Annotated in this window: 12 protein-coding genes and 4 tRNA genes; 9 read left to right on the forward strand and 7 right to left on the reverse strand. The window is 66.6% G+C overall.

The features are described 5' to 3' along the window. Nucleotides 1–4 precede the first annotated feature (4 nt). Nucleotides 5–2713 (forward strand): nitrate reductase, encoded by a 2709-nt coding sequence (locus QPK32_RS10080; RefSeq protein ID WP_290412674.1) that lies wholly within the window; start codon nucleotides 5–7, stop codon nucleotides 2711–2713. Here QPK32_RS10080 and QPK32_RS10085 read toward each other — a convergent pair. Continuing rightward, a complete protein-coding gene (locus QPK32_RS10085; RefSeq protein ID WP_290412675.1) occupies nucleotides 2710–3654 on the reverse strand; it encodes a LysR family transcriptional regulator in 945 nt (314 codons plus the stop codon). The two genes, QPK32_RS10080 and QPK32_RS10085, sit on opposite strands and share 4 nt — an antisense overlap. A gap of 93 nt (nucleotides 3655–3747) precedes the next feature. Here QPK32_RS10085 and QPK32_RS10090 point away from each other — a divergent pair, with 93 nt between their 5' ends. Beyond that, nucleotides 3748–4959: an MFS transporter gene (locus QPK32_RS10090; RefSeq protein WP_374046723.1), complete on the forward strand. Its 1212-nt coding sequence runs from the start codon at nucleotides 3748–3750 to the stop codon at nucleotides 4957–4959. Between the two features lie 3 nt (nucleotides 4960–4962). On the opposite strand, the gene QPK32_RS10095 is transcribed toward QPK32_RS10090, so the two are convergent. Then, entirely contained in the window at nucleotides 4963–5922 is a 960-nt protein-coding gene (locus tag QPK32_RS10095) for a TerC family protein (RefSeq protein ID WP_290412676.1), read from the reverse strand. A 180-nt stretch (nucleotides 5923–6102) separates the two neighbouring features. On the opposite strand from QPK32_RS10095, the gene QPK32_RS10100 reads away from it, so the two are divergent. Further along, complete coding sequence (locus QPK32_RS10100; RefSeq protein WP_290412677.1) at nucleotides 6103–7242, forward strand: hypothetical protein; 1140 nt, start codon at nucleotides 6103–6105, stop codon at nucleotides 7240–7242. Nucleotides 7243–7321: 79 nt separating this feature from the next. On the opposite strand, the gene QPK32_RS10105 is transcribed toward QPK32_RS10100, so the two are convergent. The 5 genes from QPK32_RS10105 to ispB all read right to left on the reverse strand — a co-directional run bounded on the left by QPK32_RS10105 (nucleotide 7322) and on the right by ispB (nucleotide 8923). Further along, nucleotides 7322–7398 (reverse strand) — tRNA-Pro (locus QPK32_RS10105). A gap of 84 nt (nucleotides 7399–7482) precedes the next feature. After that, a tRNA-Pro gene (locus QPK32_RS10110) sits at nucleotides 7483–7559 on the reverse strand. 84 nt (nucleotides 7560–7643) lie between these two features. Next, a tRNA-Pro gene (locus tag QPK32_RS10115) sits at nucleotides 7644–7720 on the reverse strand. 84 nt (nucleotides 7721–7804) lie between these two features. After that, a tRNA-Pro gene (locus tag QPK32_RS10120) sits at nucleotides 7805–7881 on the reverse strand. A 52-nt stretch (nucleotides 7882–7933) separates the two neighbouring features. Next, nucleotides 7934–8923 carry an octaprenyl diphosphate synthase gene (gene ispB / locus QPK32_RS10125; RefSeq protein ID WP_290412678.1) on the reverse strand — a complete coding sequence of 330 codons (990 nt, stop codon included), beginning with the start codon at nucleotides 8921–8923 and terminating at the stop codon, nucleotides 7934–7936. Between the two features lie 255 nt (nucleotides 8924–9178). Here ispB and rplU point away from each other — a divergent pair, with 255 nt between their 5' ends. From rplU to QPK32_RS26535, 6 genes are all read left to right on the forward strand, one after another. Beyond that, entirely contained in the window at nucleotides 9179–9490 is a 312-nt protein-coding gene (gene rplU, locus QPK32_RS10130) for a 50S ribosomal protein L21 (protein ID WP_036230184.1), read from the forward strand. Between the two features lie 42 nt (nucleotides 9491–9532). Beyond that, nucleotides 9533–9805 (forward strand): 50S ribosomal protein L27, encoded by a 273-nt coding sequence (rpmA, locus tag QPK32_RS10135; protein ID WP_290412679.1) that lies wholly within the window; start codon nucleotides 9533–9535, stop codon nucleotides 9803–9805. Nucleotides 9806–9939: 134 nt separating this feature from the next. Then, nucleotides 9940–11052 (forward strand): Obg family GTPase CgtA, encoded by a 1113-nt coding sequence (gene cgtA, locus QPK32_RS10140; protein ID WP_290412680.1) that lies wholly within the window; start codon nucleotides 9940–9942, stop codon nucleotides 11050–11052. Between the two features lie 121 nt (nucleotides 11053–11173). Then, nucleotides 11174–11581, forward strand: a complete 408-nt coding sequence (locus QPK32_RS10145; protein WP_290412681.1) for a DUF4345 family protein — start codon at nucleotides 11174–11176, stop codon at nucleotides 11579–11581. Nucleotides 11582–11588: 7 nt separating this feature from the next. Beyond that, nucleotides 11589–12731, forward strand: coding sequence for a glutamate 5-kinase (gene proB / locus QPK32_RS10150; protein ID WP_308632500.1), 1143 nt, complete (start codon nucleotides 11589–11591; stop codon nucleotides 12729–12731). 692 nt (nucleotides 12732–13423) lie between these two features. Further along, the gene (locus QPK32_RS26535) at nucleotides 13424–14323 is read left to right on the forward strand and encodes a UbiA family prenyltransferase (protein ID WP_308632501.1); all 900 of its coding nucleotides are present in this window, start codon (nucleotides 13424–13426) and stop codon (nucleotides 14321–14323) included. Nucleotides 14324–14338 lie beyond the last annotated feature (15 nt).

The following is a 14338-nucleotide window of genomic DNA, read 5'->3' on the forward strand; positions in this document are numbered from 1 at the left end:
GCGCATGAAGCTGTCCGCCATTCCCACCACCGTCAAGACCACCTGTCCGTACTGCGGCGTCGGCTGCGGCGTCGATGCCCGCGTGGGGGCGGACGGCGCACTGTCGATCGCCGGCGATGCCTCCCATCCGGCCAGCCAGGGCCGCCTGTGCGTGAAGGGTGCGGCGCTGGGCGAGACGGGCGGCCTGCAGGGCCGGCTGCTGGCGCCGATGCTGCGCGAGGACGGCATGCTGCGCGAGGCCTCGTGGGACGAGGCGCTGGACCGGGTCGCCGGCGGCTTCGCCAGGATCATCGACGAGCACGGGCCGGACGCGGTGGCGCTGTACGTCTCCGGCCAGCTGCTCACCGAGGACTACTACATCGCCAACAAGTTCATGAAGGGCTACGTCGGCAGCGCCAATATCGACACCAACTCGCGCCTGTGCATGTCCTCGGCCGTGGCGGGCCACAAGCGCGCGTTCGGCGAGGACATCGTACCCGGCTGCTACGAGGACCTGGAGCTCGCGGACCTGCTGGTGCTGGTCGGCTCGAACGCCGCCTGGTGCCATCCGACGCTGTACCAGCGCATCGTGCGCGCCAAGGAAGCGCGCCCGCGGATGCAGGTGGTCGTCGTCGACCCGCGCCGCACGGCCACCTGCGACATCGCCGACCTGCACCTGCCCATCAAGCCCGGCACGGACGTGTGGCTGTTCGACGGCCTGCTTGCCCATCTCGCGGCGCAGCAGGCGGGGGATGCCGGGTTCGTCCACGCCCACACGGAAGGCCTGGCCGATGCGCTGGACGCGGCCGGCAAGGCCGGCTCCATCCTCGACGTGGCCAGGGCCTGCCGCATCGACCCGCAGCTCCTGCAGCGCTTCTACGCGCTGTTCGCGCGGACGGAGAAGACCGTCACGGCGTTCACGATGGGCGTGAACCAGTCCAGCAGCGGCGCCGACAAGGTCAATGCGATCATCAACTGCCACCTGTTCACGGGCCGCATCGGCAAGCCGGGCATGGGCCCGTTTTCCCTGACGGGCCAGCCGAACGCGATGGGCGGGCGCGAAGTGGGCGGCCTGGCGAACATGCTGGCCGCGCACATGGACCTCGAGGACGCGGACCAGCGCAATGCCGTGCAGGCGTTCTGGGCGTCGCCGCGCATGGCGGACAAGCCCGGCCTGAAGGCGGTCGACCTGTTCCGCGCCATCGAGGAGGGCAGGATCAAGGCCGTGTGGATCATGGCCACCAATCCCCTCGTGAGCCTGCCGGACGCCGAGCAGGCGCGGCGCGCGCTGGAACGATGCGAGCTGGTGGTGGCGTCCGACATCGTGCTGGGCACCGACACGAACGCGGCGGCCCACGTGCTGCTGCCGGCGCTGGGCTGGGGCGAGAAGGACGGTACCGTCACCAATTCCGAGCGCTGCATCTCGCGCCAGCGCGCCTTCCTGGCCGCACCCGGCGGCGCGCGCGCCGACTGGGATATCGTCTGCGACGTGGCCCGGCGCATGGGGTTCGCGGGCTTCGACTTCATGGCGCCGCACCAGATCTTCGACGAGCACGCGCGCCTGTCGACGTGGCGCAACGGCACGAATGGAGGACGGCGCCGTCTGTTCGACATCGGCGGCCTGGCCGGCATGACGCGCGCCGACTACGATGCGCTCGAACCGGTGCAGTGGCCCGTGCGCGTGCCGGGCGGCTCGACGGCGCGCCTGCTGGGGGATGGCCGCTTCGCCCACCCGGACGGCAAGGCGCGCTTCGTACCGACGGCGCCGCGCCTGCCTGCGCACCTGCCGGACGATGAATTCCCCCTGGTGCTGAACACGGGCCGCGTGCGCGACCAGTGGCACACGATGACGCGCACCGGACGCGCGCCGCGGCTGGCCGAGCACGTGCCGGAACCGTTCGTCGACCTGCACCCGCAGGATGCGCTGCTGTGCGGCGTGAAGGCGGGGGAGCTGGCGCGCGTGACGAGCAGATGGGGCGCCGTGGTGGCGCGGGTGCAGCACGGCGGCGGCATCGCCCGCGGCAGCGCCTTCATGCCGATCCACTGGAGCGCGCAGACGGCGTCCGACGCGCGCGTGGGCACCGTCGTCAACCCGGCCGTCGATCCCGTCTCGGGCGAGCCGGAATTCAAGCACACGCCCGTGCGCATCGAACCGTTCGGCGTGGCCTGGTACGGCTTCATCCTGAGCCGCGCGGAACTGCCCCTGCGGGAAGCGGCGCACTGGACCCGCATCCAGGGCAGCGGCTTCGTCCGCTACGAACTGGCGGGACGCCTGCCGTTCGCCCAGTCGGCCGACTGGACGCGCGCGCTGCTGGGTCTGGGCGAGGACGACGAGGACGCCGACTGGATCGAGGTCGAGGACCGGAGCGGCGGCGTGGTGCGCGCGGCCCACCTCGTCGACGGAAGGATCCAGGCCTGCCTGTTCGTGTCGCAGCGCCAGGACCTGCCGGCGCGGGCCTGGCTGGCCTCGCTGTTCGCGCAGGAGGCCTTGACGCAGGCCGACCGCCTGGCCCTGTTGTCGGGCCGCGCGAAAGCGGCGGCCGAGGATCCGGGACCGACCGTGTGCTCCTGCTTCGGCGTGGGCAGGAAGACGATCGGGATCGCCATCCGGCAGCACGGTTGCCGCGACGCCGCCGCCGTCACGGCCTGCACCAAGGCGGGCGGCAATTGCGGTTCCTGCGTGCCGGAGATCCGCGCGCTGCTGGCCGAGGCGGCGCACATCGCGGAAGTCTAGCCCAGCGGGGCGATGCCGAACGCCTGCGGCACGGCCACGCGCATGATGTCGATGAAGCGGCGCAGGCGCGCCGGGTAGAAGCGGGCCGGCGGGTAGATCAGCCAGATCGGCAGCGGCGCCGCCTGCCACTGCGGCACCAGCTGCACCAGGCGGCCGCTGTCCAGTTCCTCGCGCAGCGCCCAGGACGAGCCAAGCGCCACGCCCACGCCCATCACGGCGGCATTGCGCAGCGCGTACAGGTTGTCCGTGTACAGGCGCGGGCGGATCGCCAGCTGCGTCGTGCGGCCATTCTGCGCATGCGTGAGCGTCACCTGGTCGCGGTAAAAATTGCTGGCAGAGATCCAGGGCAGGGCGGGCAGCGCGTCCGGGTGGTCCGGCACGGCAATGCCTTCAAGCAGGGTGGGCGCCGCCACGACGATGCGCGGCACGTCGCCCAGGCGCAGCGCCACCATGTCCGGCGGCGGATCGTCGCCCACGCGGATCATGCAGTCGATGCCCTGGCCGATCAGGTCCGGCACGCGGTCGTGCAGCGTCCACTCCACCGTCATGCGCGGATAGCGCCCCAGGTACTCGGCCAGCGGCGCCACGAGCTGCTGCTGGCCGAAGGCATGCGGGGCGATCACCCGCAACAGGCCCACCGGCTCGTCGCCGGCGCCGCGGATCTCGCTCTCGAATTCCTGCCAGCCGGCCAGCAACTCCTTGGCCCGCGCATAGCAGCGCATGCCGTCGTCGGTCAGCGCCATCGCGTGGGTGGAACGCTGCAGCAGGCGCACGCCCAGCGATTTCTCCAATGCCTTCAGGCGCCGGCTGACGGTCGGCTGCGTCGTCTCCAGCAGGCGCGCCGCCGCCGACAAGCTGCCGGCGTCCACGATGCGGACGAAGGTCTCGACCAGCATCATACGGTCGGCGGATGATATTCCGGGGGAGCTCTCTACGTTCATACGCTCATCGTATAACAGTTCTGCCGTCCATGTGGCTACCGCGCTGCAGCATGGCTGCGCATAATGCACCCCATCGAACAAGAAGGAATGCACATGAACACCACCACCACCACCACCACGATGCCACGGCAGGCGACCCTGTCCGGCCCGCTGACGTTCCTGCTCGCGGCCGGCACCGGCCTGTCCGTCGCCGCGCTGTACTACAGCCAGCCGACGCTGGGCGTGCTGGCCGGCGACCTGAACGCCGACCCGCGCGCCGTCGGCTGGATCCCGACGCTGACCCAGTTCGGCTATGCGCTGGGCCTGCTGCTGCTGGCGCCGCTGGGCGACCGCTACGACCGCCGCAACATCATCGTGGCCAAGGCGCTGGTGCTGGCCGCCGCGCTGCTGCTGACGGGCTTCGCGCCGACGCTGGGCGTGCTGCTGGGCGCGAGCCTGCTGGTGGGCCTGTTCGCCACCGTGGCCCAGGACATCGTCCCGGCCGCCGCGACGCTGGCCCAGCCGGAACACCGCGGCAAGGCCGTCGGCACCGTGATGACGGGCCTGCTGCTGGGCATCCTGCTGTCGCGCGTCGTCAGCGGCTTCGTGGCCGAGCACTGGGGCTGGCGCGCCGTGTTCGTGGCGGCGTCGATCGGCGTCGTCGCGATGGCGGGCGTGATGGCGCGCTTCCTGCCGCACTTCGCCCCGACCAGCCAGGTGAGCTATCCGGCCCTGCTGCAGTCGCTGGCTGCGTTGTGGAAGGAACACCGCAAGCTGCGCCTGGCCGCGCTGGCCCAGGGCCTGCTGTCGGTCGGTTTCTCGGCATTCTGGTCGACGCTGGCCGTGATGCTGCACGGCGCCCCGTTCCACCTCGGCTCGGCCGCGGCCGGTTCGTTCGGCCTGGCCGGCGCCGTGGGCGCCCTGGCCGCGCCGTTCGCCGGCCGCCTGGCCGACAGCCGCGGCGCCGAATGGGTGACGCGCGTCGCCGCCATCGTCACCGTGGGTTCGTTCGCCATCATGTTCGCCATGCCGGCCCTGTCCACCCCGTTGCAGCTGGCGCTGCTGGCGCTGGCCACCATCGGCTTCGACCTGGGCGTGCAAGCGAGCCTGATCGCACACCAGACCATCGTGTTCGGCATCGCCCCGGAATCGCGCAGCCGCCTGAATGCGATCCTGATGACGAGCGTGTTCGTCGGCATGGCCACGGGCGGCGCGCTCGGCGCCCAGGCGCTGGCCGCATGGGGCTGGAACGGCGTGGTGCTGCTGGCCGTGGCCGCCGCGCTGGCCGCCCTGGCGGTGCGGATCAAGGCCGCCTCGGCCAGCTGAGGCTCAAGGTTTCGGTGCCGGCGGGGGACGCATCAAGCTCGCCAGCACCGACACCAGCAGGATCAGCCCGACCACGCCCAGCGCGATCCCGGTCGGGATCTTGTAGATGTCCAGCAGCAGCATCTTGGCGCCGATGAAGACGAGGATGAACGCCAGTCCATACTTCAGCAGGTGGAAACGCTGCGCCATGTCGGCCAGCAGGAAGTACATGGCGCGCAGGCCCAGGATGGCGAAGATGTTCGACGTGAACACGATGAACGGGTCGCCCGTGACGGCGAAGATGGCGGGAATCGAATCGACGGCGAAGATGACGTCGGTGACCTCCACCAGCACCAGCACGACGAACAGCGGGGTGGCGTAGCGCACGCCGTTCTTGAACGTGAAGAAGCTGTGGCCGTGGTACTCGTCCGTGATCTTCATGTGGCCGCGCATCCAGCGCAGCACGCGGTTGTTGGCCAGGTCGGGTTCCTGGTCCGAGACGATCAGCATCTGCACCCCCGTGTAGAGCAGGAACAGGCCGAAGATGTAGAGAATCCAGTGGAATTGCGCCAGCAGCAGGGCGCCCACGTAGATCAGGACCGCGCGCAGCACGATCGCGCCCAGCACGCCGTACAGCAGCACGCGCTTCTGGTACATGGCCGGGACGGCGAAGAAATTGAACAGCGTGATCCAGACGAACACGTTGTCGACCGCCAGCGATTTCTCGATCAGGTAGCCGGTCAGGTATTCGAGCGCCTTCGCCTTGGCGATGTCCGGCCCCAGCGTGCCGTCCAGGTACCACCACAGCCAGCCGCCGAACGCCAGCGCGATCGAGATCCAGACCACCGACCACATGGCCGCCTCGCGCGTGCTGACCTTGTGCTCGCCCTCGTGCTTGAGGACGAAGAAGTCGACGGCCAGCAGCAGGGCGACCAGGACCGTGAACGATAGATACAGGGTGGGCGTGCCGATGGTGTCCAGCATGGGGTTCTCCAGGGGATGCACTCGGTAGCGGCCGTCTGGCGCGCGTGGTTGCGTCGATTCTAGACCGGTATGGATGCGTTGCGGCGCGCGATCGGCTCTGCAGGGCCGCGCGCCGCATGGCATCATGCCGGCAAGCCTGCGCATCGCCATCCCGGCCATGCGCGCAACCGGAATCCGCCCATGAAACGACCTGGTTTTTCCCTGCCTGCCGTGGCGATGCTGGCGATGGCCGCCTCCGCCGGTGCCGCGCCGGTCGCGCTGACGGCGCCGGGAACGACGACGCATGTCCACCAGATCGCCGTGATGGCCGACGGCAAGTTGTGTATCGTCGGCAAGACCATGGGAACGCAGCCCGGCGAGGGCAGCCGGGGTACGCTGCTCGTGTTCGACGTTGCCGCCAACCGGGTTGCATGGGAGCGCCGGATCGAGGCGCCGCCCGGCTACCGCGACCTGGACTTCGCCGCGTGCCAGGGAGACGGCCATGCCGTGCATGTCGGCGCCGAAGCCACGCCGGCCGGGAAGGGCAGCACGAAACACGTCGTTGCCTGGGCCTACCGTTTCGACGCCGACGGCAAGCTGGCGGCGTCGAGGGAACTGGACACGGGCGTGCCGTATGCATTCGTCTATGCGGTCGACGCCGACGCCGGCGGCATGACCGTCGCCGGCTCGGCCACCGACGTCAAGGACCGCGTGGCGTCGAACGGCATCTTCTTCGCCCACCTCGATCCCGCGCTCCGCGACGCGTCGATCGCGAAACTGGCGAACGGGGCCTTCGGCCGGGGATCGGCCGCAAGGCTGTCGGGCAATACCCTGTATATCGCCGGCAATTTTGAACCGGCGTCCGATGCCGCCATGCGCGAGGCCGACGATTATGCGGTCTCGAAGATCGTCGGCGGCAAGTACCGCTTCAGCGTGCGGCCCATGCCGATCAGGTCCGACCGCATTGCCCGCACCGTCTCGGCCGCGAACGAACTGGTGTCGATGGGCGATCAGGAGGGAAGCACGCGCCTGGTCGTCATCGGCGCCGACGGCAAGCCGCGCGAGAACCTGCAGGTGAAAGGGCCGTTCTGCCGGACCCGCACGATCGCCGCCAGCGCCGATACCGTGTACGCCATCCGCACCGAATGCAAGGCGAACGGGACGCCCGCCGTGCTCACGGCCATCGACCGCAAGACGGGAGCGGAACTGGTGGTCAGCGGCATCACGGGGGAGCCGGGCTACCTGTTCGCGCTGCCGTCCGCTGTGGTGGTGATCTCGTGGAAGAGCGATCGCACGCTGCTGCTGCAGACGGTGCCGAAGGGCGGGGATCCGGACGCGTGACGGCGCGGGAAGCGCGCCCGCCAGGAGAAAGGACAACAAAAAAGCCCGGACATGTGTCCGGGCTTTCCGTGGAATTCTGTGGTCGGGGTGAGAGGATTCGAACCTCCGGCCTCTACGTCCCGAACGTAGCGCTCTACCGGGCTAAGCTACACCCCGACGGTAGTAATGCTTTGAAGCAGCTGCAAGACCCGGGGAAGTGTCGCTTTCGATGCTGCAAACAAGAAAAAACAAGAAACTGAGTGGTCGGGGTGAGAGGATTCGAACCTCCGGCCTCTACGTCCCGAACGTAGCGCTCTACCGGGCTAAGCTACACCCCGACGGTAGTAATGCTTTGAAGCAGCTGCAAGACCCGGGGAAGTGTCGCTTTCGATGCTGCAAACAAGAAAAAACAAGAAACTGAGTGGTCGGGGTGAGAGGATTCGAACCTCCGGCCTCTACGTCCCGAACGTAGCGCTCTACCGGGCTAAGCTACACCCCGACGGTAGTAATGCTTTGAAGCAGCTGCAAGACCCGGGGAAGTGTCGCTTTCGATGCTGCAAACAAGAAAAAACAAGAAACTGAGTGGTCGGGGTGAGAGGATTCGAACCTCCGGCCTCTACGTCCCGAACGTAGCGCTCTACCGGGCTAAGCTACACCCCGACTGTTCGAGAGATCGTTACCGAAATCTCGGGAAGGCATTACTATAGTTGCCTCAATGGTTCCTGTCAACAGCGAAGCTGCAGAGCTGGAGCAGGGCCTGCTTGTACTCGGTGTCCGGCAGGTCGGCGATCGATGCGGCGGCGCGGCGCGCGGCGGCTTCGGCCTCGCGGCGCGTGAAGTCCAGGGCGCCGCTGGAGGTGACGGCGGCCAGCACGGCGTCGAAATGGGTCTCGTCGCCTTGCTCGATGCAGCTGCGGATCAGTTCGCGCTGTTCGGACGAGCCGTTTTCCATCACATAGATCAGGGGCAGCGTCGGCTTGCCTTCGCGCAGGTCGTCGCCCACGTTCTTGCCGATCTCGGCGGCGTCGCCGGCATAGTCGAGCACGTCGTCGATGAGCTGGAACGCGGTGCCCAGAGAGCGGCCGTATTCGCCGGCCGCTTCGATCCGGGCGTCGTCGGCGCCGGCGACCAGGGCGCCCAGCTGGGCCGCCGCCTCGAACAGCTTGGCCGTCTTCGAGCGGATCACGCGCAGATAGCTTTCCTGGGTCACGTCCGGGTCGTGCATGTTGAGCAGCTGCAGCACCTCGCCCTCGGCGATGACCGTGGTGGCGCGCGACAGGATCTGCATCACCCGCATGTCGTTCAGGCTGGTCATCATCTCGAACGAGCGCGAGTACAGGTAGTCGCCCACCAGCACCGAGGCCGCGTTGCCGAACATGGCATTCGCGGTCTGGCGGCCGCGCCGCATCGACGATTCGTCGACGACGTCGTCGTGCAGCAGCGTGGCCGTGTGGATGAATTCGACCACGGCCGCCAGTTCGTGGTGGCCCGCGCCCTTGTAGCCGTAGGCGTTCGCCAGCAGCAGCACCAGCACCGGACGGATCCGCTTGCCGCCGGCGCTGATGATGTATTCGGCGATCTGGTTCACCAGCGCGACTTCGGATTGCAGGCGCTGGCGGATCACCGTGTTCACGGCCTCCATGTCGGCTGCGATCGTGCGGGTGAGGGGATTCTGTTGTGCGTTGTGGGTGGCGGCGGACAAGGCGGACCTGCTTGACGTTGGATGCGGATGGATTTTGTTGAGTCGTGATTATACGACATGCAAGCAGAAGCCGTCCCACCGACTTTCCTGGGGCCGCGAGGGCGGTCCAGGGCATTCCCGGGACAGCGTGCGACAGGCACAAGGGTTTTGACGCAGCGCGCCAATTTATGTATAATCGTCTGTTCCCCGAACCCCTGGCTGTCCACTTCGCCCGATTCGCGGGAATATTTATTAACAATTAATGAGGTTTCAATCATGTACGCGGTCATAAAAACCGGTGGCAAGCAATACAAAGTTGTCGCTGGCGAAAAACTCAAAGTAGAACAGATACCGGCAGACATTGGTTCCGAACTCACTATCGATCAGGTTCTCGCCGTCGGCGAGGGCGAGAGCATCAAGTTTGGTGCTCCGCTGGTGGAAGGTGCTTCGGTTCGCGTGACTGTTGTGTCGCACGGTCGTCACGACAAAGTGCGTATCTTCAAGATGCGTCGTCGTAAGCACTACCAGAAGCGTCAAGGCCATCGCCAGAACTACACCGAAATCCAAGTGGTTGCGATCAACGGCTAATTGCCGCGCGTCCCTCTTCAGTCATAACAAGGAGCATTTGAAATGGCACACAAAAAAGGCGGCGGCACTACGCGAAACGGCCGTGACTCAGAAAGCAAACGCCTCGGCGTGAAAGTCTACGGCGGCCAGTCGATCAACGCCGGCGGCATCATCATGCGCCAGCGCGGTACCACGATCCGTCCGGGTACCAACGTCGGCCTGGGCAAGGATCACACCCTGTTCGCCCTGGTCAACGGCACCGTCAAGTTCATCAAGCAAGGCGTCGGTTCGAAGCAGTACGTGACCGTCATCGCTGCCGAAGCAGCTGCTGCTTAATAAAGCATGCACGCGCCGCCTTCGGGCGGCGCATTCTTTGCAAGGCGCAAGCCTTCAATCGAAAGGCTCTGCCATCGGTAGGGCCTTTGTGTTTTTGGGCGCACTTTCGCCCCACCTTTCCCAGTGGTCTCATCATGAAGTTTATCGACGAAGCACGCATCGAAGTCATCGGCGGCGATGGCGGCAACGGCTGCGCCTCTTTCCGCCGCGAAAAGTTCCGTCCGTTCGGCGGCCCCGATGGCGGCGACGGTGGCCGCGGCGGCTCGATCTGGGCGATCGCCGACCGCAACGTCAACACGCTGGTCGACTTCCGCTTCTCCAAGGTGCACACGGCGCGCAACGGCGAACCGGGCCGCGGCTCCGATTGCTACGGCAAGGGCGCCGAGGACGTCTACCTGCGCATGCCGGTCGGCACCTTGATCATCGACGATAACAATGGCGAGATCATCGCCGACCTCACCGAGCACGAGCAGGTCGAGCTGCTGGCCAAGGGCGGCGAGGGCGGCTGGGGCAATATCCACTTCAAGACCTCGACCAACCGCGCGCCGCGCCAGAAGACCGAGGGCAAGGAAGGCGAACGCCGTTCCCTGCGCCTGGAACTGAAGGTGCTGGCCGACGTGGGCCTGCTGGGCATGCCGAACGCCGGCAAGTCGACCTTCATCACGGCCGTGTCGAACGCGCGCCCGAAGATCGCCGACTACCCGTTCACGACCCTGCATCCGAACCTGGGCGTGGTGCGCGTCTCGCATGCGAAGAGCTTCGTGATCGCGGACATTCCCGGCCTGATCGAGGGCGCCGCCGAAGGCGCCGGCCTGGGCCACCAGTTCCTGCGCCACCTGAGCCGCACGGGCCTGCTGCTGCACATCGTCGACCTCGCGCCGATGGACGGCAAGACCGACCCCGTCAAGGAAGCCAAGGCGCTGGTCAAGGAACTCGAGAAGTACGACGCGGAGCTGGTCAACAAGCCGCGCTGGCTGGTGCTGAACAAGCTGGACGTCGTGCCGGAAGACGAGCGCAAGAAGCTGGTCAAGGACTTCGTCAAGAAGATGGCCTGGAAGGGCCCCGTGTTCGAGATCTCGGCCCTGAACCGCGAAGGCTGCGAAGACCTGGTGCACGCGATCTACCAGCACCTGGAGAAGGAGCGCCACGTCGAGCAGCGCTCCGAGGAAACCCAGATGACCGAGGAAGCGCGCGGCATCTCGTCGATCGACCCCGACGATCCACGCTTCAAGATCATCGAAGACTAATGGCGCGTCGAAAAACCTACTGCGCGTTGCATTGTCGGCCTGCGATGCTCGCTGTACGTCCGTACAGCTGCGCTTCTCGGCCAACACTGCGGCCGCTCGCTACGGTTTTTCGAGGCTCCCGATGAAGAGTCCCGCCACCCGCTACCGCCTGCGCAGCCAGCTGCTGCAGGCGACGGCCACCGTCAGCTCGCTGGCCGCGCTGTCGGCGCTGCTCGATCCGGACCGGATCGCGGAGCGGTTCGGACTGTTCCTCGTCGGCGTGAACGGCTACAGCCAGTTCTACGCCATCTATGTCGGAGTGCGCCTCGCCACCGCGGTGCTCGCTCTGCTGGCTGCGAGGCGGGGCGACCAGCCCATCCTCGGCGACCTCACCGCACTGTTCATCCTGGCGCAGCCGCTCGGCCGCTTCGCCGCAGCCTTTGCCATCGGCCTGCCCCAGGGCGTATTGTTAGCCATCTGCGGGATCGAATTGCTGGTCGGCCTGGCGCTGCTGGCGCTGCGCCCGCCGGGGCGCCCGCTCCTGCAATGATTTCGCCATGACCGCACACGCCGACACCGCCATCCATTCCATCCTCCAGCAAGCCTGCCGCATCATCGTCAAGGTCGGCTCTTCCCTCGTCACGGACGAAGGCCGCGGCCTCGACCATGCCGCCATCGCGAAATGGGCCGCCCAGATCGCCGCCCTGCGCAAGCTGGGCAAGGAAGTCGTGCTGGTGTCGTCCGGCGCCATCGCCGAAGGCATGCTGCGCCTGGGCTTCACCCAGCGCCCGACCGACATCCACGAACTGCAGGCCTGCGCCGCCTGCGGCCAGATGGGCCTGGCGCAGATCTACGAAACGAGCTTCGCCACCCACGGCATCCGCACCGCCCAGGTGCTGCTGACCCACGCCGACCTGGCCGACCGCGAACGCTACCTGAACGCGCGCTCGACGCTCACCACGCTGCTGCGCCTGGACGTCGTCCCGATCATCAACGAGAACGACACGGTCGTCACCGACGAGATCAAGTTCGGCGACAACGACACGCTGGGCGCCCTGGTCGCCAACCTGATCGAAGCCGACGCCCTGGTCATCTTGACTGATCAAAAAGGCCTGTATTCGGCCGACCCGCGCAAGGACCCAACAGCGACGCTGATTCGCCAGGCCCAGGCCGGCGACGCCGCGCTGGAAGCCATGGCCGGCGGCGCCGGCAGCAGCATCGGGCGCGGCGGCATGCTCACCAAGGTGCTGGCCGCCAAGCGCGCGGCACGCTCCGGCGCGCACACTGCGATCGCCTGGGGCCGCGAGGACGAGGTACTAGTGCGCATGGCGCAGGGAGAAGCGATCGGCACCCAGCTGCTGGCCGCCACCGCGCGCCTGACGGCGCGCCGCCAGTGGATGCACGACCACCTGCACACGGCCGGCGAGCTCGTGCTCGACGCCGGCGCCGTGCACAAGCTGCAGCACGAGGGCAAGTCGCTGCTGCCGATCGGTGTCGTCACGGTCGGCGGCGAATTCGGCCGCGGCGCCCTGGTCGCCTGCCTCACCGAGGATGGCCGCGAGATCGCGCGCGGCCTGGCCAATTACTCCAGCAGCGAGACCCGGCGCATCATGCGCCACGCCTCCAGCGAGATCGAGGGCATCCTCGGCTACGTCGAGGCGCCCGAACTGGTACACCGGGACAACCTCGTCCTGCTGTGACGGGCCGGCCGGCCCCGCCATCCGCAGCGGCGGGGAGGCCGGCGCTTGCTCGTCCTCGACAAGCCGTCCACCATGGACCGCCGTATGGCGGCCGCGCGGCAATGCTCCGATGTTTTCCAGTATCGCCATTTTCGGTTCCGATAATCGTTGCCGTGGTCCGATCCCGAATGATCGCGGTCCCGGACGAAGCGTTCGATGCAGCGGGTGTCGGGCATCTTCACGATCATTACTGCGCTAATTCCATGCCCGATCTTTCTCTGCTCGGTAAATGAGCTCGGCTGCTTTTTGCCCCCCCAGCAAGTCTCTGCGCGGGCATCAATGGAAGAATCCGGCGATGGTAATAAAAATTCTTTAGAATCAATGGATTAGAATTATTTTCGCGAAGGATGATCGCTTGCCTTATGAAATCCGCTTATCAGAAATCAAGTCGTGAAAATACACGAATTCTCACCGAATGCGAAGGCGGCTACACTGATCCATCACGATATTCCGGGTTTCGGTTGACGATCGGATGAAGCGAAGTTTTGTATTGCCAATGTCGATGCTGAACTACAAATGGGTGCAATTGCAAATTAAAAATCGAAATTCCTCACATAATTGAGTATTATTGCCTGCGTATAATTATTTGATATTGAACATTCGCTTGTCAGCCAGGAGAGGGGAGCCATCCCGTGTCTCGGCAGGAATCAATCTTGAATACCGCTCCCCTGATCGTCGACCTCGACGGCACCTTGATTCATACCGATATGCTGCACGAGTCCGCCTTGCGCGTGACGCGCGACCGCCCGTTCGACGTCCTGCGTATTCCCCTGTGGCTGATGCGGGGGAAGGCGGTGCTGAAGGACGAGCTCGCAAGCCGCAGCCGCCTCGATGCGGCGCTGTTGCCGTATAACGACAAGCTGCTGGACTGGTTGAAGGAAGAGCGAGCCAACGGCCGCCGCATCGTGCTGTGCACGGCGTCCGACCGCACGATCGCCGAGGCCGTGGCCGAGCACCTGGGCGTGTTCGACGAAGTGCTGGCCAGCGACGGCATCGTCAACCTGGCCGGCGAGCACAAGGCCGAGGCGCTCGAACGCCAGTACGGCCACGGCGGCTTCGACTACGTCGGCAATTCCAGCGCGGACCTGAAGGTATGGCGCCGCGCGCGCAAGGCCGTGGTCGTCAACGGCGCCCGCGGACTGGCGGGCAAGGCGGCCGCGCTGTGCGGCGTCGAGCGCGAATTCCCGGCACGCCGCAGCAGCGTCGCCGCCTGGCGCAAGGTGCTGCGCGTGCACCAGTGGATGAAGAACCTGTTGCTGTTCATGCCGCTGCTGGCGGCACACCAGGTGGCCGACATCGACGGCTGGCTGACGCTCGTGCTGGCGTTCATCTCGTTCAGCCTGTGCGCATCGACCGTGTACATCGCCAACGACCTGCTCGACCTGGAGAGCGACCGGGCCCATCCGCGCAAGCGCTTGCGGCCGTTCGCCTCCGGTACGGTGCCGGCCTGGCAGGGTGTGCTGCTGGCGCCGCTGCTGCTGTGCGCCAGCCTGGGACTGGGCGCCATGGTCGGCGGCAGCTTCCTGCCTGGCTGCTGTCCTATTTCGGGCTGACCTGCGTCTATTCCT

The organism is Massilia sp. YIM B02763 (assembly GCF_030412015.1).
GTDB lineage: Bacteria > Pseudomonadota > Gammaproteobacteria > Burkholderiales > Burkholderiaceae_D > Telluria.